Below are 22,393 nucleotides of genomic sequence, written 5' to 3'. Positions count from 1 at the left end.
ATACAGAGAAAAGCGAACAAGAATGGCAAAGCACAACAAAGAAGTAGGCAATTTTCCCCCTTTGAGATTTCACAAGAATAATAAGGAGTGGGTCAGAAAGAAGATAGGAGAGATATCATCTATATCATCTGGAGGGACTCCAAGTCGTGGAAAATATGAATTTTGGGGTGGAAACATTCCATGGATTACAACTAGCTTAATAGATTTTAATGAAATCCAACGAGCAGAAGAATATATTACAAAAGAAGGGTTAAACCAATCCTCTGCTAAACTATTCCCAAAAGGAACAATACTGATGGCAATGTATGGACAAGGGAAAACGCGAGGTAAAGTTGCAATTTTGGGAATCGAGGCAACAACAAATCAAGCATGTGCAGCTATCAAAGTAAAACAGGGAATGGATGCCAGATTCCTTTATACCTATTTGGAAAAGGAATATGACAGAATAAGGAATATAGCGAACGACGGAGGACAACAAAATCTAAGTGCAAGTCTTATTAAAAGCTATAAAATAAGTCTGCCAAACTTAAATGAACAAGTAAAAATATCCTCCTTTCTTTTGTTAATTGATCGACGTATTAACACCCAAATCAAAATCATTGAACAATTAGAAACCTTAATGTCAGGTCTTCGGCAAAAAATCTTTTCTCGGCAGCTAAGATTTAAGGATGATGAGGGGAATGATTTTCCAAAATGGGAGGAGAAGAATCTAATACAATTGGCAAGTAGAATCATATCCAAAAACAAAGAGAATAACCAAAATGTATTAACCATATCTGCACAACAGGGCCTAATTAGTCAATTGAAGTTTTTCAACAAATCAGTTGCAGCCAAAGATCTTAAAGGATACTATTTAATGAAAAATAATGACTTTGCTTATAATAAAAGTTATTCTGATGGGTACCCAATGGGCGCAATTAAAAAGCTTACTCGATACGATAATGGAGTTGTGTCTTCACTTTATATCTGTTTCAGGTTTAACGCCTTCGTAAACACAGTATTTATGGAGCATTATTTTGAATCTGGCCTACATAACCGTGAGATTGAAAAATACGCCCAAGAAGGCGCAAGAAATCATGGGTTACTGAATATTGGGATTATTGACTTTTTCAATACAAAAATTTCAATTCCAAATACTGACGAACAAACCAAAATCGCCAATTTTCTCTCATCCTTTGACAAGAAGATAGAGGCAGAAAAGGAAATCTTAATCCAGTACCAAAGCCAGAAAAAATACTTTTTACAAAACCTGTTTATATAAATAAATTTTGCAAGAAATATCGCTTTTGCTGCTTCAATAGCTCTAAATGTTTGGATTCAAGATCTATTTTTTGATCTATTGCGAATAAAGTGGTGGTGATTTTTTGTTGTTCTTTAACACTTGGGATTTTAATTGCAATTTTCTCTATGGTACTTTTCGAAAGACTTGGCACCCCTGAGGCTTCATTAAATTTCAACCAATTTATCTGCTCAAAAACATAAAATAGGAATCGAGGTAAAATGCTCTTATAGGAATGAGTAAAAAACAAAGTGTCGACGGTCCAGATCTTTCCATTATAGTAGAATGGTTTATCTATGGTTCCTTTTCTGCCAATACATACGGTTTCTCCCTCATAAAGGCAGGAATCAACGGATGTCATGTACCCACCTGTTCCAAACACAGGTACTTCTCCTTCAGCTAGATGTTTATAATCTTTACCGCTTCCAATTTTGACAACATCACCAATCTTAACCTCCTTCCACTTTTCAATGTGTTCCAAAAAACGAACTTGACATGACAATAATTTTTTGCTTAGAGAATTCTTTTGGGACTGCAACTCCTCAATGATTTTGATTTGGGTTTTGATTCGTTCGCTTAATAAAGATAAGAAACTGGCAATTTTCTGTTGCTCAGATACTGTTGGAAATGATACTTTAAATCCTTTAATGCTTTCGAAATTTAAGCCTTCACGTCCACTGCCAGTTTGACCTTCAAAAATTAGCTTTTGACCACGCCATGAGCTTAGAATTGATTGAAGAAAATTTGGATTATCTTTTTTCAGCCGTATTATTGAAACATGTTGATTTACATTACCTTCTTTAAAATTCGTTGGAACGACACAGCTTCGTCCTATTGATCCTCCAGTAATATTCAGAAGAATATCACCCGCCAAAACTTTACTACTTTTCATACTTTCATGCATTTCTTCAGGAATACATGTATGATCCAATATAAGAGAGTTATCTATTACGTTCTGACTCCTGATAAAAGGTATTCCAGAAGTATGATATACACTCTCACCTCCTTTTGGTGTTTTTACCACTTCCAATTTTTGAGGATAGGTCTCCAATCCGTTTTAGCTTCCACTCCCCACTAAACCCCGGAAATCTCAAAGGGGGAAACTAGATGATTTATCCTCCTCAAGGTTCTATAGCCTAGTTTGACTTCCTTTGGCCTTATTTATCTTAAAACTAAAAAACATGTTAAAACAAATGACTATTTCGGAAGTGATCACATTATGGAAAACTGACAAAAAGCAATATGTAAAAAAGTCCAGCTTTTCGGCTTATGTACTGCTGATCGAAAATCATATCCTTCCGGAATTTGGTAATGAATGTCAACTCAGTGAAAGTAGGGTCCAGGATTTTATTTTCCGAAAATTGGACCAAGGTCTTAGCCAGAAAACCGTAAAAGATATGCTGATTGTTTTGAAAATGATTTTGAAATTCGGTGTGAAAAACCAGTGGCTTAGAGATAGCCCATTGGATATCCGGTTTCCAACAGAACGAGAAAAACAACATATAGAAGTTCTGAGCAAGTCCCAGCAGAAAAAGATCATGCAGCATATACAGCAGCATTTTACTTTCAGAAATCTGGGCATTTATATTTGTTTGAGTACTGGTCTACGTATCGGTGAGGTCTGTGCCCTCTCCTGGGAAGATGTAGATACCGACATGGGAATCATTCGTGTGAGCAAATCCATCCAGCGGATTTATACAATAGAGAATGAAATAAGGAAAACAGAACTGATATTGGATACGCCTAAAACGAAGAACTCCATCCGTGAGATTCCTATCAGTCGGGATTTATTGCGCTTGCTGAAACCTATTAAGAAAATTATGAACCCCGCTTTTTTCGTCCTTACCAATGAGCAAAAGCCTACTGAGCCGAGAACTTATAGAAGTTACTATCAGAAATTTATGGAAGAATTAAATATGACCGGGCTAAAGTTTCATGGTTTGCGTCACAGCTTTGCGACACGCTGTATAGAAAGCAATTGTGATTATAAAACGGTGAGTGTCTTGCTGGGCCATTCGAATATTAGCACTACCCTTAATCTGTATGTTCATCCGAATATGGAGCAAAAGAAAAAAGCCATTGATAAAATGGCCATGGCCTTGAAGTAGTAATCATTTTAATTTATTTGCGCCTCATTCTCAACAGCTAGAACTCTTTTATTAATCTTAATGTAAATATTAATAATATGTACAATTGTTGTAGAAATAGCGAGAATAATATTTACAGGTATTGACAAAAATATTTACAAATATTTACAAAATGTGACAAAAGTGTGTACTTTTGTATCAACAGTACTCGCCACGCTACCCATCAGAACAGCGTCCCAGGGCGAGTCTTTTGCGTTTTAGGGGTTTTTATTACCATTTTTTATACTTTTCTTGCACTATGCTGTATGAAAAGAAACCTACTTCCATAGATGAACAAATAGCACTTTTGCTGGAGCGGGGAATGATTATCAAAAACATTCCATTAGCAAAAAAGTACCTTAGCCATGTCAGTTATTACCGCTTGGTAGGGTATTGGTACCCCATGTTTGCTGATAAAGAAACCCACGAGTTCAAGGAAAACAGCCGATTTGAAGATGCCATTTCCTTATATAATTTTGATCATAAACTTAGGATGCTGCTTTTTGATGTGATTGAAAAAATTGAAATCAGCTTGCGTACCAAAATGATCTACCATTTATCCCATGAATTTGACCCTTGGTGGTTCCAGGACAGCAACCTATTCATTAATATTCCTTCCTTAGTAAAAACACTTGGTAACTTGGAGGAGGAAGTAGAAAGATGCAAGGATATCTTTATGAAAGAACACAAGAAGAAATATAAAGATGACCTCAGGTTCCCCCCTTCCTGGAAAAGTTTAGAGCTTACAAGTTTAGGAGGCTTGTCCAAACTCTATGGAAATTTAAAACCTTCTGTAAAATCCAAGGATATCATTGCCGGAGAATATGGCGCGGTAAACCATACATTTCTCCCCAGTTGGCTTCAGTCCATTACCCAAATCAGGAATTATTGTGCCCATCATAGTCGCTTATGGAATAAAAATTTACCGGGAAGACCAAAGCTATTATCTTCACCACCACACCCATGGATTGAAGATCTACCTAAGCAACATGAATTCCAGAAAATATATATCCACCTGTGCATCATGAAGTACCTTTTGAATACCATCCAGCCCAACAATTCTTTTACCTTGAGGTTGGCCAAACTTCTGGAGGATTTCCCTACAGTGGATCCCAATGCATTAGGTTTTAAGGGAAATTGGAAAAGCGAACCTTTATGGTCTTAATAAATACGTTTAGATATTAAATTCTTAGCATTTTATAGGCCTTTCGGTAATGAAACCATTATCTTAGGTGTCAAAAGTAGATTTTTTAACATTGGTGTCCGGTAAAAAATAAATGAAAGAGGGCCAGTCCATTGCTGAACCAGCCCATTGTGGCTACTTTTGAGTTACGACACAAAAAAGTTAAGCCATGGGCAAAAGTAGTAATTTTAGCGGACAGCCGATATTCAATCAGTTAATAAAGTTCATTGACAAGGGGGAGGTAAGGGAGATAGCCCGCAGGCATAATGCGGAGCGTTATGTGAAGAAGTTCACGACTTATAACCACTTGATAGTAATGCTGTTTGTAGCATTTGAGGGCTATCATTCCATTCGTGAGACACTTGTCGGTTTGTTGGCCAATGCCCATAGATTGGCCCATTTGGGTCTGAACTATGTGGTAAGGCGGAGTACGTTATCAGAAGCCAACAAACGACGTGTGAGCGATGTGTTCGCCGATATATACATGAGTGTGTACCAAAGGCATGGTGACAGTTTAACGGACAGCCGGTTGAAGGATGCTGATATGAAGAGGCTCTATATTATGGATTCTACCACCATTAGTCTGTTCAAGGATATTCTCAAGGGAGTAGGCAGGAACCCTAAAACGGGCAAAAAGAAAGGAGGTATTAAGGCCCACACCATCATCAGGGCGAGTGACCATGTTCCTTATCTTGTCCGTTACAGTGCGGCTGTCCGACATGACCATACCTTCCTGGATGAGGTTTTCAACCTGCCCGGGGGCTCTATCATCACTTTTGATAAGGGATATGTGGATTATGGAAAATATGAGGTCCTGACCGAAAGCGGGATATGGTATGTGACCAGGTTAAAAGACAATGCTGTCTATCAGGCCCGAAAGGAGTTTAATATTCCTGATCAGGCAGATTCCGGAGTACTCAAGGATGAAGAAATCATCTTACGATATGGCAAGAACAAGCAACAGGAGCACCGTTCCAGGAGAATAGCCTATTGGGACAGCAAAAGTGAACGCCTGTTTGAGTTCATTACCAATAATTTTGAGATGGCAGCAGAGAAGATAGCACTCATCTATAAAAGACGCTGGCAGATAGAGCTATTATTCAAACAGCTTAAGCAGAACTTCCCTTTAAAGTACTTCTTGGGCGACAATGAAAATGCCATAGAAATACAGATATGGTCGGCCATGTTGGCCAATCTCCTTTTGACCTTGATCAAAAGCCAGGTCAAAAGGAAATGGGCTTTCTCCAACTTGGTATCCCTGGTCAGACAGCAATTAATGAATTATATCAGCTTGTATAGGTTCCTGGAGGATCCGGAAGGAAGCTGGAGAGCCATCATACAAGAAGATATTTTGAAAAATCAAAACACACTGTTCCCTGAGATGAGGGGGGCTTGCTCCTGACAAAAACCAAGTAACCGCTTTATAATCAGTAGGTTGAGAATTGAATTTAACTAATATCCGGGTTTACCGGACAACAATGATTTTTTAAGTAGAAATAGCATATGACCACACAGCCTGAACAGGTACTGGAAAATAACCTTATCAAGCAGTTGCAGCAACTGGGCTATCAGAAAGTGATGATTCCAGATGAAGCAGCTTTATTGAGCAATTTAAAAGCCCAGCTTGAAAAGCACAATAAGACCCAGCTAAGTGAGCAGGAGTTTACCCAAATCCTAAACTATATCAATAAAGGCAGTATCTATGACAGGGCCAAGATCCTGCGTGATCGGGTTCCCTATGTCAATGCCCAAAATGAAACCAAGACCATTGAGCTGATCAATCAGGTACACTGGTGCCAAAATGAATTTCAAGTGGCCCAGCAGATCAGCATAGAAGGCAAATACAAGAACCGCTATGATGTGACCATCCTGATCAATGGACTTCCCTTGGTACAGGTGGAGCTAAAGCGTAGGGGACTTGAACTAAAAGAAGCTTTTAAGCAGATAGAACGCTATGGGATTCACTCTTATGGGACTGGTCAAGGCCTGTTTCAGTTTATCCAGTTTTTTATCATCAGTAATGGGGTCAATACCAAGTACTATGCGAATACTCCTATAAAAGACAGGCAGTTCAAACAGACCTTTTACTGGGCGGACACACATAATAAACTAATCACACAGCTTTCTGCCTTTGCGGATGTATTTATGGAGCCTTGTCACCTCTCCAAGATGATCACCAAGTATGTGGTTTTGAACGAATCCAACAAATCCCTGATGGTCTTGAGACCCTATCAATTTTATGCTACAGAGGCCATTATCGATCGGGTAAAGACCACAACCAAGTACGGTTATATCTGGCATACTACTGGATCTGGCAAGACGCTGACTTCATTTAAAACTAGCCAGATATTGACCAATCTTCCACAGGTGCATAAGGTGGTCTTTGTGGTGGACAGGAAGGACTTGGATTATCAGACCACCAAGGAGTTTAACAGCTTTAGCAAAGGAAGTATAGACGGTACCAATGATACCGGAACCTTGGTAAAGCAATTGGCAGGCGATAATAAATTGATCGTAACTACCATACAAAAACTCAATACTGCGGTCACCAAAAAGCGCTTTTTCCATAAACTGGAAACCCTGCAGGACAAGCGCATCGTCTTTATATTTGATGAATGTCATCGTAGTCAGTTTGGCAAGACCCATGAAAGCATCAAAAGCTTTTTTGTGAATGGGCAGATGTTTGGCTTTACGGGGACACCGATTTTTGAGGAAAATGCAGGTACCAATGAATACGGTAAGCGGACTACCACCATGCTCTTTCAGGATTGCCTCCATAAGTATGTGATCACTGATGCCATACGGGATGAAAATGTATTGAAATTTTCGATAGAATATATCCAGACCTTTAAGCGTAAGGATCAGGTTCAGGATATCAATGTAGAGGCTATTGATGAAGCGGAAGTGATGGAAGCCTCTCCTCGATTAAATAATATTGTTGATTATATCATCACCCACCATAAGCGAAAAACCCATAACCAACGTTTTACGGCCATCTTCTGTGTGCCCAGTGTGGAAGTATTGATCCGTTATTATGTATTGTTCAAGAAAAAAGCAGTAGAAGAGCAACATGATTATAAAATCGCCACCATCTTCTCCTATGGTGCCAATGATGAGTTATTGGGCAAAGATGAACAGGATAATACCAATCATTTCAATATCTCTTCAAGAGTGAGTATTGCGGCAGAAGATGCCGGACCTTATGGACAAGCCACCATCAAGCATCCTCGGGAGTTTTTGGATGACTTTATCAGTGACTATAACCAGACCTTTGGGTCTAACTATAGTACCAAGGACAGCCAGACCTTTTATAATTATTACCAGAATATTGCTAAGCGGGTGAAAAATCAGGAAATAGATATTCTTCTGGTGGTGAATATGTTCTTGACCGGTTTTGACAGCAAGCACCTCAATACCCTCTATGTTGATAAAAACCTACAATACCATGGATTGATACAGGCTTATTCCAGAACGAACAGAATCCTAGATGAGCGCAAATCACAAGGAAATATCGTCTGCTTCCGGAACCTGAAGAAAAACACCGATAAGGCTATTAAACTCTTTTCCAATATTGAAGCCAAAGATGAAATCATCATCGCTCCCTATGAAGAGTATGTACGAAAATTCAATGAGCTGTTTATCGATATGCTCAAAATCGCTCCTACCATCAATAGTGTTAACAGCCTAAAAACCGAGGAGGATGAGTTGGCTTTTATTAAGGCCTTTAGGGAATTGATGCGGGTACGTAATGTATTGAAGACCTTCACGGAATTTGAGCACGATGATCTTTCTATGACTGATCAGGGGTTTGAAGATTATAAAAGCAAGTATCTGGACCTTTATGATAAAACTCGCAGCCAAAACCAAAAGGAGAAAGTATCCATATTGGATGATATTGATTTTGAGTTAGAGCTGATCCACCGAGACGAGGTAAATGTAGCTTATATTGTTAAGCTGCTAGGTCAGCTAAAAGATGCCAAACCAGAAGAAAGGGAAAAGCAGCAAAAGGCTATTGTAGATATGGTTTCTGGAGATACACAGCTAAGAAGTAAACTCAAGCTGATAGAGAAGTTTATCAATGAAAACCTTCCCAAGGTACAGGATTCAGATGATGTATCGGATGAATTTGATGCTTTCTGGACCAAGGAAAAGATGCAGGCCATTGAGGACTTGAGCAAGGAGGAGCACCTTGATATGGAAAAGCTGCAGGGTGTTATTGGCAATTATATGTTTACAGAAAAGCGGCCTTTGCGGGATGATGTAATAGGGATGATGAAAAAACGACCAGGATTACGGGAGCGACGTACCGTTGCAGAACGGGTGACTGATAAGGTGTTAGGCTATGTAGAGACCTTTATCAATGGAGTGAGTAGGGTTTAGTAATCATCACTCTAGTTTTACATTGGGACCTTGGATAATGAAATAGGTTATTATTGGGAAAATTGGGAGATTATTAAGTGACGTAGTTTTTAGTATTTCATTAATTATTTTATGAGTAAACATTCGAAAGTATGCCGTTTGAATTAGGTAATATCAAGCTTCCCGCAGCAATGACAATTATTATCCTATTGATTTCTACATTAGGTTCAGGAATATTGATGATTTATGCCTTTAATAGACCTTTGTTTTTTGAACTTGAAACAGTCAAATTAATATTGTTAGCGACGTCTATTTCTACACCGATATGGGCATTTAATACTTTCCTCATTATGTATTTTGAATTTGCAGATAACAATCTTGATGAAGTAATGTATGTAAATAGTATTGTAGGGAGTTTTGTAACTTCCTTAGTATTTGCCTTACCTACTATTATAGCATTTTTATATCCTTATGAGGTTAAATATGCTGTCATAGCCATTATAGTCTTACAGTTCTTATTTTTAATGGCATTGATTTATGATAAGAAGGTGAGTGGTTCGCAAACACATTAGGTGTCCTAATTATTCCTAATATTATTCTAGTTAGACTTCCTATTAGTTTATAGTTACCAAAATATGCCACTAATCAATATAATATTTCCAAGAATTAATTTACCTGAAGGTAACGTATCCCCAAGACATCCCCTAGGTATCTATAAGGGAAGTACTAAGTAGGAGTAAAGAGGAGACATAGAGGGAACATCGAGGAGACATAGAGGGAACATCGAGGAGACGTAGTGGGAACGTCTAGGGAACGTCCAAATTTTATTTGGTGGTTATCTTATGTTCTTTTATTCAGGGATAGTATAGTTTTAACGGTCTTCATGAATGCCTTGCATTTCCATTGATGAAAAGAACCAAACCTGCCTGCTGCAGGCAGGAATCTAGGCCCGTGGAGCCTTCTTCAAATTGAGGAAATTTGGTTACCGATAACAATTCAATTGCCTCAATTTAATTTTGTGCCACTTGATTTTGGCTAAAAATGAGTAGATCTCGCTCGTCCACTTCGCGAGCTAACTCATTTTTTTAACGCCCCCATCAACTGTCACAAAACCGAATGCTCCAAAGGCCAATTAATGGGATTTCGATGAGTATTTCGTTTCTTCAGGGATCGGATAGTAGTAAAGAGGAGACATAGAGGGAACGTCTAGGGATTGTTTGGGTTTTATATTGTGGCTTTGGGAGGGGGGAAAGGGTAGGGGTTCTCCTATGGATGCTCCCATGCCTAGTGGAGATCCCCAGTGTCAAGTCAAGGTGTAAATGAAGTATAAGGTCTAACTGAAGCGAGTAATAATCAAGTTTAAGAAAAAATAAAATACACTTTTCGATATTATGATAATGACTCAAACTGAATTAATTATTTTAAATTTTAAAGAAATAAGGCGCAGAAGCATAGCACTCTGGCAGGGACTCCCCAAAAGCCATTATAATTGGAAACCTGATGAAAATGCAACAACTGCTATTGAAATGGTTAGGCACGTCCTAGAGGCTGACTACGGTTGGAATATTATCATTAATAATGGTGATATGTCAACTTACAGCACTCCATGGAAGAATAGACCCTTTCAGAGTGTTGAGGATGAACTTGAATTTGCTAAACCATATCGAGAAATATTTCTAAATAGTGTACAGAAGTTTTCAGACAGAGAGCTTATTGAAAACACTATTATTCATCCTGGTAATGGGGAATTGAAACCACTCGGACAATATTTATTACGAATAGGTTATCATGAATCTGTCCACGCAGGGCAATTTATTTCGTACCTGAGAGGAATGGGGGTAGAGCGACCATTTATTTGGGATTAATTTCTAAAAATTACAGTTAACAAAATCTGAATGCAAGTGGTCAGGCAGGGATGAACAGATAAACTATTAACTAACTTTGGACGTTATGGGAAGGTCTTAATTTTTTTTGGTGGTTTTAGAGGGGAAAAGGGCTGGGGCTGCCCTGCAAGCTGGCTACTCGCTAAAAACAGTCACTGACTGTTTTCTTTACGCTCGTCCCCCTATGGATGCTCCCATGCCTAGTATACCCCTAGTATACTATACGTTTACTTTTGGCTGAATTCTAAGAAACCGTTGTACTTTATGGATAGGTTAAGATTAGGCCCTTCGCTATAGATCTTTAATGTATAAAACTTTCACAAATCCATTTTACTGACCCAAAATATAAATCGGTGAGGCCATTATTTTTGTTAAAGATGTGTTTTTGAAATTAATAAATATGTATATCCGCAATTGCACCAGTAGCCAAATAAAATAACATTGACAGTTGGTGTCCATTGCTTCAATAGAGTTATTACTATCTATAAATTAGGTCAAAACAAACGGTTCTGACCATGAATATCATCAACTTCATCAATCGGTTTCCTGACGAATCTTCCTGTGTCGAGTTTATCAGGCAGAAAAGGGGCCAAGCTGGTATTGTCTGTAAAAGGTGCGACTGTACCAAGCATTATTGGTTGGCCAACAAAAAGTCCTTTCAATGCTCTTCCTGCAGCTTCCGAACAAGTATCAAAAGTGGTACGGTTATGGAAAACAGTAACCTTCCGATCAGGACATGGTTGTTGGCCATGACCTTCATTACAGCTACCAAGAAGGGATTCAGTGCATCGGAACTGCAAAGGCAGCTGGGCATGAAGCGATATGAACCTGTTTTCAGAATGTACCATAAGCTCCGCAAGGTCATGGGGAAACGCGATGATATCTACAGGCTTGAAGACATGGTCGAGTATGACGAGGCTTTTGTGGGCCAAGCCACCAAAAGCCCGAACAAGCTCAAACGAGGCAGGGGCAGCCAAAAACGGTCGATTGTGGCGGTAATGGCCGAATCAACGGTTTTGGAAGACCTTGAAACGGGCAAGTCCGACAAGAGCTGTAGATATTTTAAGATGAAGAAGATAAAGAACCTGGAGGCGAAAACTGCCCAGAATTTGGTCAGGGAATTTATTGATCCAAACTCCGTGCTTCAAACAGATATGAGCACCACCTTCTCAGACCTGAGTGATTGTATAGATGTGCATGTCAAGGAGATATCGGGAACCGAAAAGGGGCACTTCAACCTCAAATGGGTACACATTGCTATAAGTAACTTAAAGAAACACCTGCAGACATACCATATGATAAGTGAAAGAATGATGCAAAACTATCTTGACGAGTTCTGTTATAAGCTCAACAGAAGATATTTCGGTCAAAAACTATTTGACAGGCTCATCATTGCTGCTATTTATCCCTACTGGCATGATTGCGGATAATCATATTAATAAATTAGACCCTTCATTATGGCTAAGCGCTTTTATCAATGATTCTTATTAATCATGTCACAATTTAGCTTTCGGGCTGCTGAAGCGGCCAAGAGTGTCCGGCATAAACACTTTCCTGCCCACATAGCCCTCATTTATTCCGTTGCCACTTGGCCTTGATTGCCCTCAAGCTGTATTACGTACCATAATTAATTTCTAACCATTAAATCGAAATATTATGGATATCAAGAACATAAATCTCGTGTCAAACCAAGTATCAGAAATAATTTTGAGCTATCAGCCGGAAATCAAGTTGTCAGACTTGCCAAAAATCACTTCATCCAAGGAAGCATATGAACTGTTAATTGGGAATTGGGATCAATCCAAACTGCGATTTATAGAGCAGTTTAAAGTGATGTTGTTGAACCGGGCCAATAAGGTTCTCGGAATCGTAAATATATCTACTGGGGGTATATCTGGAACTGTGGCTGATCCCAAGTTGATTTTTGCCAGTGCTTTAAAGACCAATAGTTCAGCAATCATCTTAAGCCATAATCATCCCTCGGGAAATCGTATGCCAAGTAGGACAGATAGGATACTTACCAAAAAGATAGTTGAATTGGGAGTATTGATGGAACTGCCAGTAATTGATCATATTATTGTGACCTCTGAAAGTTATTATTCATTCTCAGATGAAGGAGGGCTGTAAGGCCCTTTTTTTATTGCTGGTAATTTTTTAGTTTTATCTTGATCAAGATGATGTACTTTTTGCCGGACCATCTTGTATTCGTGCCTTTTCGATTTTTTAAAGGAGTGAAAATATTTTACCCTACTTGGGATTAACTGGTGAATAGTTTCCAAGCAAACAATGGACTTTATAGGGTTTACCAAACCATATCCATTTTATGCAGGAATTAAAACCAGAGCTAGCACAAAAAATATTGGAGAAACATGGACACACCATTTCCTCATCAGAAGCAAGTAGCCTGCTCCATTTTATGGAAGAGTTGGCAATTGGTATTGTCAAGGCAGTATTGCGGAAGGAAATGGAATAAATAAAATAATATGATGGAAACGGCTGATTTGTATGTAAGGGTGAGTACAGACGAACAAGCAGACAAAGGTTACTCACAGCGGAACCAAGAAGAGGTATTGGTAAGGTATTGTAATAATCATGGAATTACCGTCAACCGGGTGATATATGAAGATTTTTCTGCTAAAACATTTTATCGTCCAGAATGGTCTAGACTTCTTGGGCAACTTAAAGAGAAAGGGAATAAGAGTAACCTCGTGCTATTTACCAAATGGGATCGCTTTAGTCGAAATGCCGGAGATGCCTATATGATGATCAATACCCTCCGAAAGCTGGGGGTAGAGCCACAAGCCATCGAACAACCCTTGGACTTGTCAATCCCTGAAAATAAAATGATGTTGGCCTTTTATCTGGCAGCACCCGAAGTAGAGAATGATCGTAGGGCATTGAATATATTTCATGGTATGCGGAGAGGATTAAAGGAAGGTAGATGGCTTTGGATGGCACCCTTTGGATATAGAAATGCTAGGGATAGTTTTAAACGTCCTATTATAGAGATTGAGGAGGAAGAGGCAGCTCATGTAAAATGGATTTTCGAAAACCTTGCAGCTGCTAATTACTCCTCAGAACAGGTGCTTTTGCATGCCAGAAGAAGAGGGGCTAAACTGCCAAAAAATAAGTTTTGGAGGATTGTTAGAAATCCGTTCTATTGTGGGAAGCTTTATGTCCCTGAATTTAATGGTGAAAAGGGACATTTTGTAAAAGCTCAACATCAAGCCTTGATTTCAGAGGATCTGTTTTATAGGGTGCAGGATGCGTTACAGTTGAAAAAGAGAAAGCGGAGAACTGAAATTGTAAGTCCAGAAGAGATTCCTTTAAGAGGTTTCTTAAAATGTCCTAAATGCAGCAGGAACCTTACAGCAAGTGCTTCAAAAGGTAGGAACCAATATTATCATTATTACCACTGTACATCAAAATGTGGTGTGAGGTTTAAGGCCAAGGATGTAAATACCTCCTTCAGAAAATTCCTATCGAAATACAAGCCCAAAAAGGGTATGATAGACTTATTCGAAATGATCTTTAATCAAGCTTTTTTAAGCGAAAATAAAATTGACCTGAGCGAAAAAAGAAAGCTGAAAACAGCCATAGAAAAACTGGAACAAAAGATTTCCAAAACCAGGGATTTGTACATTGATGAAAAACTGGATATTGAGGATTATCGAGTGGTAAAAAGAAGGTGCGAAGAGGAAATAGAACGATTGGAAGCCAAAGGGACAAAAATCGAATCAATCATTACCCAGGATATTCCAGAGAAAGTCAAAAAGGCCCTTGGAATGGCTGAGAGGCTTGATTTATTTTTCGATACTGCTGATTTGGGAATTAAAAGAAAGATAATTGGTTCGATCTTCCCCGAAAATATCGTCTTTGATGGTAAGCAACATCGAACCGCTCGGGTGAACGAATTCTTTCGGGCTATCTATAAGATTAACAGTATGATAGCCTGTAAAAAAATAAGTCCAAAGTCGAAAAATTCAACTTTGGACCGAGTTGTTGACCCACTAGGGCTCGAACCTAGACTCTTCTGAACCAAAATCAGACGTGTTGCCAGTTACACCATGGGTCAGTATTTATGCCTTTAAGACCTCGTTTGCCTTAAATGTGACACAAAGGTATGCGCTTTTTTTTTTAATGCAAACCCTGCTATAAAGTTTTTTTTAAGGGTTTTTTGTAAGTCCCTTGGAGTCAGTAAAAAAAAATACTGGCGCCAAGGGACCCTTTGTGTTATTGATGGGAAGCGACCCATTCCTTGGCATTGACGAATGCCTCTACCCAAGGGGTGATTTCTTGGTCTTTTAGATCCGACGGATAGTGCGGCCAGTTCCAAGGTGCCAATGAACGTTCGATATGCGGCATGATGGCCAAATGCCGGCCGTCCCTGGAGGCCAGGCCTGCCACGGCATGGTCCGATCCGTTCGGGTTGCCCGGGTAGGCCTGGTAGCTGTATTTCATGCCGATGTTATACGCCTCCTGGTCCTTTGGAAGGGAGAATTTACCTTCCCCATGGGCCACCCAAACGCCAAGACGTTGTCCGGAAAGGGATCCGAACATCACCGTGTTGTTCTCTGGAATGTCCACGTTGACAAAGGCCGATTCAAATTTATGGCTTTCGTTGTGCAGCATTTTTGGCTTCACATCGTGGTCGCGATTGATCAGTCCGAGTTCGATCATGAGCTGACAGCCGTTGCAAACGCCAAGGCTCAGGGTGTCTGGGCGTGCATAGAACTTGTCCAGTGCCGTTTTGGCCTTTTCATTGTACAGGAAGGCCCCTGCCCAGCCTTTGGCGGATCCCAGTACGTCGGAATTGGAGAAACCGCCTACAAATACGATCATGTTGACATCTTCCAGGGTTTCACGCCCCGCGATCAGATCGGTCATGTGGACGTCCTTCACATCGAAGCCTGCCAGCCAAAGGGCGTAGGCCATTTCTCGATCGCCGTTGACACCCTTTTCCCGAATAATGGCCGCTTTGGTGCCGGATGCATCGTGGCGGAAAGGGTTGAGCTTAAAGGCATCGTAGGTGCCTTCCCAGTCTTTGCCGAAGGTGAAATCCAAGGCTTGGTGCTTGTAGTTTTCAAAACGTTCCTTGGCCAGTTTTTTGCCGCTCTGTTTTTGGTCAAGCAAGAAGGAAGACCTGAACCAGGTGTCACGGTGTTCGGCGACATCCAGCGACAGTCCTTGTCCTTCAAGGGTGATTTTACTGTCAGCGGTTACCTCGCCCAAGGCAATATACGAAATGCCCAGTTCGTCCAATGTAGCTTTAACCGCTTTGGCCTCCTTGGCCTGGATGACCACGCCCGGGTTTTCTGCGAAAAGGGCCTTGATGATGTCTTTTTCTGCGAGTTGATCGGTATTGATTTTCAGTCCACATTCCTGGGTAGGAAAGGCCATCTCGAGCAGGGCAGTGATCAGTCCCCCGGAAGAGATGTCGTGGCCAGAGAGGAGCATCCCTTTTCCGATCAACTGCTGGACGGCCATAAAGGCCTTTGCAAAGTAGGTGCTGTCCTTGACAGTAGGAGGGGTGCTGCCGATTTTATTGACCACCTGCGCAAAGCTGCTTCCGCCGAGCTGTGCACTGTCCCTGGAGAAGTCGATGTACAATATTTCGGTGCCCACTGCCGGTTTGAGGTCAGGGGTTACCGTCTTGCGGATATCCGCACATTCGCCCACACTGGAGATGATGACGGTACCCGGGGAATAAACCGTTTTGCCATCAGGATACTTTTGGGTCATGGACAGGGAGTCCTTTCCGGTAGGGATGTTGATGCCCAGGTCTATGGCAAAATCACTGACCGCCTGAACGGCCCTGTACAACCGGTCGTTTTCCCCTTCGTTCTTGGCGGGCCACATCCAGTTGGCGCTGAGCGAAACCCCGCTGAGCCCATCTTCTATCGGTGCCCAGACCAGGTTGGTAAGGGCTTCGGCGATGGCCAGTTTGGATCCTGCCTCCGGATCGGCCAGTGCTGCCACGGGGGCATGGCCAATGGAGGTGGCAATGCCTTTTTTGCCGGTAAAGTCAATGGCCATTACCGCCACGTTGTTCAGGGGTACCTGGATGGCGCCAGTGGTCTGTTGGGTGGCCACACGGCCAGTGACCGAACGGTCCACTTTGTTGGTCAGCCAGTCCTTGCAGGCCACGGCCTCCAATTGGAGGACTTCTGCAATATAATGTTCCAGCGCATCTACCTTGTAGGCAGGTTCGGCATAGTTTACGGTTGTTTTCTTATCGGTAAGGATGGTTTTCGGCGAGCTGCCGAACATATGGGAAAGGTCCCAGTCTACCGGCTTTTCGCCGGAATTTTTGTTTTCGAACTTGAAGTGCATGTCGCCGGTGGTCTCGCCCACCACATAGAACGGTGCACGTTCCCGTTCGGAGATCTTTTTCAGCGTTTCCACATGCTCCTTGCCAATGACCAAGCCCATTCTTTCCTGGGATTCGTTGCCGATGATTTCCTTGGCCGAAAGGGTAGGATCGCCGACGGGCAGCTTGTCGATATCGATGTTCCCTCCGGTATCTTCCACCAGTTCCGAAAGACAGTTCAGGTGGCCGCCGGCACCGTGGTCGTGAATGGAGATGATCGGGTTATGGTCGTTTTCGGCCATGGCACGGATGACATTGGCCACCCTTTTTTGCATCTCCGGGTTGGAACGCTGGATGGCGTTCAGCTCGATGGAATTGCTGAATTCTCCGGTGTTTACAGAAGAAACGGCACTTCCCCCCATGCCGATGCGGTAGTTGTCTCCGCCCATGATGACGATCTTGTTGCCCTTTACGGGAGTGTTTTTAAGGCTGTATTTTTCCCGGGTGAACCCAATGCCACCCGCAAGCATGATGACCTTGTCAAAGCCAAACTGCTTGTCGTTTTCTTCGTGCTCAAAGGTCAGGACACTGCCGGAGATCAAAGGTTGGCCGAACTTGTTGCCAAAGTCACTGGCGCCGTTCGAAGCCTTGATCAGGATATCCATCGGCGTTTGGTAGAGCCATTTTCGCTCCTTGAGGTCTTTTTCCCAGCTTCGCCCCGCTTCGCTCCTGGAATAGGAAGTCATATAAACAGCCGTACCGGCAAGTGGGACGGAGGCCGTTCCCCCGGCAAGCCGGTCCCGAATTTCGCCCCCTGAACCGGTGGCCGCCCCATTGAAGGGTTCCACGGTGGTGGGGAAGTTGTGGGTTTCCGCTTTCAGCGAGAGCACCGTATCAATGGTCTGAGGCTGGAAATAATCGGCCTTGTCCTGGCTCTTGGGGGCAAACTGCTGTGCTTTTGGCCCCTTTACAAAGGCCACATTGTCCTTATAGGCCGAAACAATTTTATTGGGGTGCTTGATGGAGGTCTTTTTGATCAGTTGGAAAAGGGTGTTTTCCTTTTCTTCTCCATCGATGATAAAGGTTCCGTTGAAGATTTTATGGCGACAGTGTTCGGAATTTACCTGGCTGAAGCCGAACACCTCACTGTCGGTCAGCGGTCTGCTCAAGCTTTTGCTGACCTTTTCCAAGTACTCGATTTCCTCATCGCTCAGCGCAAGGCCTTCCTGTGCATTATAGGATTTGATGTCCGTAATTGGCAGTACTTCCTCAGGTTTCAGGTCAATGGTAAAGATGTCCTGGTCCAGCCCAGGGTATTTGGCCTGGAGCATGGGATCGATTTTCTGGCCTTCTTCCAAAAGGCTGAATTCCTCGATCCTAAGGATTTCCGGGATGCCCATGTTGGCAGCGATTTCCACCGCATTGGTAGACCAAGGGGTGATCATTTCTTTTCTGGGGCCGGCAAAGCTGCCTTCCACCTTTTCTTGCGCCAATTGGTCGGCTTCTCCAAAAAGCCACGAGAGCTTTTGGAGATCTTCAGGTGCGACAGGTTGCTTGGCTTCTAGCGCGTAGATGGTATTTTTTTGTGGGGATTGGAAAAAGAGAATCATGTCCGCTGTTATTGGATGACCATAAATTAAGCAGCAAAGGTACGCAAATGGTTGAAAAGTTGGAAGGGGCTATAGCATTTTATGTCGATTGGCACCGGTGGGCATGGCGATTGCCATTTTTGGGAAAATCCCTTCCGGGTCAAATAGTTAGTGTTCAACGGGTTAAGGGAAAGGGGCGTTGGGGCATTTGGCACTTTACCGATAGGAGTAGGGACTTTACCGAGTATTTCGGAGGAATTGCCTAAAGGATCATGGTTGCTTGCCCTGTCATGGATACCTTTGCAAAAGGGAAAAAGGCTTGCCTATGGAACTGTTCGTATTCGGGCATTGCTTTGATCGGATATGGACAGTGGGGCCGGGGGATGGTGACCTTACGGGGCCAATGCACTGTTTTTTGACTTCTTGTAAGGTTTTTGTTAAATGGATCAAGGTGTTGAAATAAAACGTCGGAAACTTTGAGATTCCATAAAGTTTCCTCAGTTTTGCATGCGTGAACAATTAGAAGTGGATTGAGATTTTGGAGACACGCGAAAAGATAATGACCATTGCCATGGACCAATTTGCCCGTTTGGGGGTAAGGTATGTGACCGTGGACGACATTGCCCGGGCTGCCGGGGTATCAAAGAAGACCATTTACCAGGAATTCAAGGACAAGGCGGAATTGGTGCTGGAGGCCTTTAGGAACAAGATGCTGGAAGACCAGGCGTTTTTTACCAACCTCTACGATGAGAACAAAGGGGCGATATGGCATTTTGTGGAGGTTTCCAGGTATATCCGGTCCAGGTTTTCGTACATCAACCCGGTGGTCTTCAGTGAGATCCAGCGGTACTATCCGGGGTGTTGGAAGTTGTTTGAGGATTTTAGGCAAAATTGTGCCATCAAGACCATTTCCGACGTCCTGGAGAAAGGGAAGAAGGAAGGTACTTTCAGGCCTGAAATCAATGCGGATATTTTGGCACTGGTCAGGATGGACCAGATCGCGAGTACATTTGATTCGGAAAAATTCCCGCCATCAAAGTTCAATGTACTGGAAGTACAGATGGCGATCATGGACCATTTCATCCATGGTATATTGACCGATAAAGGAAGAGAACTATTTTATAAAATCAATAATCAGGAATAATTCATGCGTTTAACAACCAAATTCTCCCTTTTTGGTGTGCTGCTCACCTGCCTTTTGGCGGGCCGGGTATCCGCCCAGGAAGTGTTGGAGTTTACTTTAGAGGAAAGCGTCCAGTACGCTTTGGAAAACAACGCCGATGCCAAGAATGCCTTGTTGGAGACTTTTGCGTCGAAAGCTTCGGTGGGCGAGCAGGTGGCCCAGGGACTGCCCCAGATCAACGGCAGTTTTGATTTTACCAAGAACGTATCCATTCCGGTGATGTTCCTGCCCAACGAAGGCCCTTTTGCCGATCCCGACAACCCATCGGACGTGCTGCCGGTACAGTTTGGTGTCAACTACCAAAGTGGCATAACGGTAACGGTAAACCAGATGATCTTTGACGGTTCGTACTTTGTGGGGCTCAAGGCCGCACGGACGTACAGACAGCTCAGTGAATTTGACAAGGAAAAGACCGAAAACGATGTGATCGAAAACGTCAAAAAGGCCTTTTTTACCGTCCTGGTGAACAAGGAAAGGCAGGAGCTCGCAGAGGCCAACCTGGCCAGGATCGATACGCTGCTGCAGGAAACCACAGCCCTGTACGAGGAGGGGTTTGCCGAGAAGATCGAGGTCTCGCGGGTGAAGGTCCAGTACAACAACATCAGGACCGAGCTGGACAAGATCAATGCGGCCACCGAGATCAGCAAGCAATTGCTCAAGGTCCAAATGGGCCTGCCCATTGAATATGAAATCAGCGTGACCGAGAGCCTGCGGGATTTGAACCAGCCCCAGCAGATCCAGGAGTTATTGGACAACCCCGGGTACCGGCGAGTGGAAATGGACCAGCTGCAGACCAATTGGGAACTGGTAAAGCTGGACCTCAAGAACAACACCGTGCAGTACCTTCCCAGCCTCAATGCAAATTTCACCTACCAGCGTAACGGCGCAGGGCAGGAATTCAATACGGTATGGGACAGTGAAAACTGGTTTACGGGCGCATTTGTGGGACTTACCCTGAATGTTCCCATCTTTGACGGGCTGGCCAAGGCCAAGCGGATCCAGCAAAACCGCATCCAGCTGCAGCAGATCGAAAACCAGATGGACATGCTGGACGATAACATCGAGGTGGAGCGTTTCCAGGCAAGGACAAATTTGCAGAATAACCTCAAGACCCTGGATGTACAGCGGGAAAACATGGAACTGGCCACCGAGGTGTACGAGATCAGCCGGATCAAATACTCGGAGGGCGTAGGTTCCAACCTGGAAGTGGTGGAAGCCGATTCCGATTTAGTGGAGGCGGAAATCAACTACTACAGCGCATTATACGACGCCTTGATCTCCAAGGTGGACCTTGAAAAAGCATTAGGAATATTAAGATGAAAAAATACATATACCATTATAGCAATATGAAGACCTTTTCCCGATTATCATTGGCATTAGTGGCGGTCATGGCGTTTTCCTGCGGTGAGCAGGGGTCGGACCTGGAAGCCAAAAAAGCCCAGTTGAAAGCATACAAGGATCAGTACCACGAGCTGAAAAACAATATCTCGGAACTCGAAAAGGAGATTGCCGCCGAGGATTCCACTTTTGCAAAGAACAATAGGAAATCCGTATTGGTGACCACGGTGAAGGCCCAAAACCAAGCCTTTGAGCATTACCTGGAAGTGACCGGATCGGTACTCTCCAAAAAGAACGTCAACATCAGTGCGGAAGTGGCCGGAAGGATAGAGCAGATCGAGGTACAGGAAGGAATGCGGGCTACCAAGGGAGAGGTATTGGTGAGCATTGACGGGGAATCCATCGACAACAACATTGCCGAGCTGGAAACCCAGCTGGACCTGGCCACTACCCTGTACGAAAAGCAACAGCGCCTCTGGGACCGGGAAATCGGTACGGAAGTACAATACCTCGAGGCAAAGAACAGGGTGGAGTCTCTGGAAAAAAACCTGGCTACCCTGAAGACACAGAAAAACAAGACCACCATCCGCGCACCGTATCACGGTACCGTGGAAGAGGTCATGGTCAAGTTGGGAGAGCTGGTGCAGCCGGGCATGCCGATCATCAACTTTGTCGGGGAGAGTGACCTGTACATCGAAGCGGACATATCGGAGGCATATGTAGGAGTACTGGAGCAGGGCGATTCGGTAAGGGTGGAGTTTCCCTCCCTCGGCCGTGACATCAAGACCAAGGTGACCGCGGTCGGAGCCATCATCAATCCCAGCAACAGGACCTTCAAAATAGAGGTGTTCCTGCCCCGCTTGAAGCACATCAAGCCGAATATGATATCGGTATTGCGGATCAAGGATTATGAAAACAAAGCGGCCACTACCGTGCCCACCAACCTTATCCAACGGGATAACAAAGGGGAATATGTCTATGTGGTGGACAAGGGACAGGCCAAAAAGCAATACATTACCAAAGGGGAGACCTACCACCGGGTCTCCGAAATCAAGGAAGGACTTTCAGGAGGAGAAGTGCTGATCGACAAGGGATTCAGGGAAGTGGCTGAAGGTTCCAAAGTTCAAATCGTCGAAAGTTAAT

Annotated in this window: 16 protein-coding genes and 1 tRNA gene; 14 read left to right on the top strand and 3 right to left on the bottom strand. The window is 43.0% G+C overall.

Annotation, left to right across the window (positions count from 1 at the left end):
* The first annotated feature begins 22 nt into the window (after positions 1–22).
* Positions 23–1,261, top strand: a complete 1,239-nt coding sequence (locus ECHVI_RS23145) for a restriction endonuclease subunit S (protein ID WP_015268146.1) — start codon at positions 23–25, stop codon at positions 1,259–1,261.
* Here ECHVI_RS23145 and ECHVI_RS24180 read toward each other — a convergent pair.
* Positions 1,254–2,330: a restriction endonuclease subunit S gene (locus tag ECHVI_RS24180; RefSeq protein WP_052331478.1), complete on the bottom strand. Its 1,077-nt coding sequence runs from the start codon at positions 2,328–2,330 to the stop codon at positions 1,254–1,256. The genes ECHVI_RS23145 and ECHVI_RS24180 overlap by 8 nt on opposite strands.
* Before the next feature lie 130 nt (positions 2,331–2,460).
* Here ECHVI_RS24180 and ECHVI_RS21635 point away from each other — a divergent pair, with 130 nt between their 5' ends.
* The 10 genes from ECHVI_RS21635 to ECHVI_RS23485 all read left to right on the top strand — a co-directional run bounded on the left by ECHVI_RS21635 (position 2,461) and on the right by ECHVI_RS23485 (position 14,867).
* Complete coding sequence (locus ECHVI_RS21635) at positions 2,461–3,387, top strand: tyrosine-type recombinase/integrase (protein WP_015268144.1); 927 nt, start codon at positions 2,461–2,463, stop codon at positions 3,385–3,387.
* A gap of 277 nt (positions 3,388–3,664) precedes the next feature.
* Entirely contained in the window at positions 3,665–4,570 is a 906-nt protein-coding gene (locus ECHVI_RS21630) for an Abi family protein (RefSeq protein ID WP_015268143.1), read from the top strand.
* Positions 4,571–4,757: 187 nt separating this feature from the next.
* Entirely contained in the window at positions 4,758–5,990 is a 1,233-nt protein-coding gene (locus ECHVI_RS21625) for an IS4 family transposase (RefSeq protein ID WP_015264509.1), read from the top strand.
* A 101-nt stretch (positions 5,991–6,091) separates the two neighbouring features.
* Positions 6,092–8,968: a type I restriction endonuclease subunit R gene (locus tag ECHVI_RS21620; RefSeq protein WP_015268142.1), complete on the top strand. Its 2,877-nt coding sequence runs from the start codon at positions 6,092–6,094 to the stop codon at positions 8,966–8,968.
* A 131-nt stretch (positions 8,969–9,099) separates the two neighbouring features.
* Complete coding sequence (locus tag ECHVI_RS21615; protein WP_015268141.1) at positions 9,100–9,519, top strand: hypothetical protein; 420 nt, start codon at positions 9,100–9,102, stop codon at positions 9,517–9,519.
* Between the two features lie 819 nt (positions 9,520–10,338).
* A complete protein-coding gene (locus tag ECHVI_RS21610) occupies positions 10,339–10,812 on the top strand; it encodes a DinB family protein (RefSeq protein ID WP_226333958.1) in 474 nt (157 codons plus the stop codon).
* A 533-nt stretch (positions 10,813–11,345) separates the two neighbouring features.
* On the top strand, positions 11,346–12,260 hold the full coding sequence (locus ECHVI_RS21605) for an IS1595-like element ISEvi2 family transposase (RefSeq protein WP_015268139.1): 915 nt from the start codon (positions 11,346–11,348) through the stop codon (positions 12,258–12,260).
* Between the two features lie 226 nt (positions 12,261–12,486).
* Positions 12,487–12,957 carry a JAB domain-containing protein gene (locus ECHVI_RS21600; RefSeq protein WP_015268138.1) on the top strand — a complete coding sequence of 157 codons (471 nt, stop codon included), beginning with the start codon at positions 12,487–12,489 and terminating at the stop codon, positions 12,955–12,957.
* Between the two features lie 196 nt (positions 12,958–13,153).
* On the top strand, positions 13,154–13,303 hold the full coding sequence (locus ECHVI_RS23800; protein WP_015268137.1) for a hypothetical protein: 150 nt from the start codon (positions 13,154–13,156) through the stop codon (positions 13,301–13,303).
* A 10-nt stretch (positions 13,304–13,313) separates the two neighbouring features.
* Positions 13,314–14,867: a recombinase family protein gene (locus tag ECHVI_RS23485; protein ID WP_342662028.1), complete on the top strand. Its 1,554-nt coding sequence runs from the start codon at positions 13,314–13,316 to the stop codon at positions 14,865–14,867.
* Here ECHVI_RS23485 and ECHVI_RS21595 read toward each other — a convergent pair.
* Both ECHVI_RS21595 and purL read right to left on the bottom strand, forming a co-directional pair.
* Positions 14,833–14,905: transfer RNA gene (locus tag ECHVI_RS21595), tRNA-Gln, on the bottom strand. The two genes, ECHVI_RS23485 and ECHVI_RS21595, sit on opposite strands and share 35 nt — an antisense overlap.
* A 158-nt stretch (positions 14,906–15,063) precedes the next feature.
* Positions 15,064–18,750, bottom strand: a complete 3,687-nt coding sequence (purL, locus tag ECHVI_RS21590) for a phosphoribosylformylglycinamidine synthase (protein ID WP_015268135.1) — start codon at positions 18,748–18,750, stop codon at positions 15,064–15,066.
* A 517-nt stretch (positions 18,751–19,267) separates the two neighbouring features.
* On the opposite strand from purL, the gene ECHVI_RS21580 reads away from it, so the two are divergent.
* Genes ECHVI_RS21580 through ECHVI_RS21570 form a run of 3 tightly spaced genes read left to right on the top strand, consistent with a single transcriptional unit; the run spans position 19,268 to position 22,392 of the window.
* Positions 19,268–19,873, top strand: a complete 606-nt coding sequence (locus tag ECHVI_RS21580; protein ID WP_015268134.1) for a TetR/AcrR family transcriptional regulator — start codon at positions 19,268–19,270, stop codon at positions 19,871–19,873.
* A gap of 3 nt (positions 19,874–19,876) precedes the next feature.
* Entirely contained in the window at positions 19,877–21,232 is a 1,356-nt protein-coding gene (locus ECHVI_RS21575) for a TolC family protein (protein ID WP_015268133.1), read from the top strand.
* Entirely contained in the window at positions 21,229–22,392 is a 1,164-nt protein-coding gene (locus ECHVI_RS21570; RefSeq protein WP_015268132.1) for an efflux RND transporter periplasmic adaptor subunit, read from the top strand. Before ECHVI_RS21575 ends, ECHVI_RS21570 begins: the two co-directional genes overlap by 4 nt.
* Position 22,393 lies beyond the last annotated feature (1 nt).

The organism is Echinicola vietnamensis DSM 17526 (genome assembly GCF_000325705.1).
GTDB lineage: Bacteria > Bacteroidota > Bacteroidia > Cytophagales > Cyclobacteriaceae > Echinicola > Echinicola vietnamensis.
This window is presented reverse-complemented; position numbering and strand designations above follow the sequence as displayed.

What these genes read in the sequence shown, in the direction of transcription:
- ECHVI_RS23485 (WP_342662028.1), top strand. Translation starts at nt 13,314, where the DNA reads ATGATGGAAACGGCTGATTTGTATGTAAGGGTGAGTACAGACGAACAA.
- ECHVI_RS21615 (WP_015268141.1), top strand. Translation starts at nt 9,100, where the DNA reads ATGCCGTTTGAATTAGGTAATATCAAGCTTCCCGCAGCAATGACAATT.
- ECHVI_RS21635 (WP_015268144.1), top strand. Translation starts at nt 2,461, where the DNA reads ATGTTAAAACAAATGACTATTTCGGAAGTGATCACATTATGGAAAACT.
- ECHVI_RS21600 (WP_015268138.1), top strand. Translation starts at nt 12,487, where the DNA reads ATGGATATCAAGAACATAAATCTCGTGTCAAACCAAGTATCAGAAATA.
- ECHVI_RS21620 (WP_015268142.1), top strand. Translation starts at nt 6,092, where the DNA reads ATGACCACACAGCCTGAACAGGTACTGGAAAATAACCTTATCAAGCAG.
- ECHVI_RS23145 (WP_015268146.1), top strand. Translation starts at nt 23, where the DNA reads ATGGCAAAGCACAACAAAGAAGTAGGCAATTTTCCCCCTTTGAGATTT.
- ECHVI_RS21575 (WP_015268133.1), top strand. Translation starts at nt 19,877, where the DNA reads ATGCGTTTAACAACCAAATTCTCCCTTTTTGGTGTGCTGCTCACCTGC.
- ECHVI_RS21570 (WP_015268132.1), top strand. Translation starts at nt 21,229, where the DNA reads ATGAAAAAATACATATACCATTATAGCAATATGAAGACCTTTTCCCGA.
- purL (WP_015268135.1), bottom strand. Translation starts at nt 18,750, where the DNA reads ATGATTCTCTTTTTCCAATCCCCACAAAAAAATACCATCTACGCGCTA.
- ECHVI_RS23800 (WP_015268137.1), top strand. Translation starts at nt 13,154, where the DNA reads ATGCAGGAATTAAAACCAGAGCTAGCACAAAAAATATTGGAGAAACAT.
- ECHVI_RS21625 (WP_015264509.1), top strand. Translation starts at nt 4,758, where the DNA reads ATGGGCAAAAGTAGTAATTTTAGCGGACAGCCGATATTCAATCAGTTA.
- ECHVI_RS21630 (WP_015268143.1), top strand. Translation starts at nt 3,665, where the DNA reads ATGCTGTATGAAAAGAAACCTACTTCCATAGATGAACAAATAGCACTT.
- ECHVI_RS21605 (WP_015268139.1), top strand. Translation starts at nt 11,346, where the DNA reads ATGAATATCATCAACTTCATCAATCGGTTTCCTGACGAATCTTCCTGT.
- ECHVI_RS21610 (WP_226333958.1), top strand. Translation starts at nt 10,339, where the DNA reads ATGATAATGACTCAAACTGAATTAATTATTTTAAATTTTAAAGAAATA.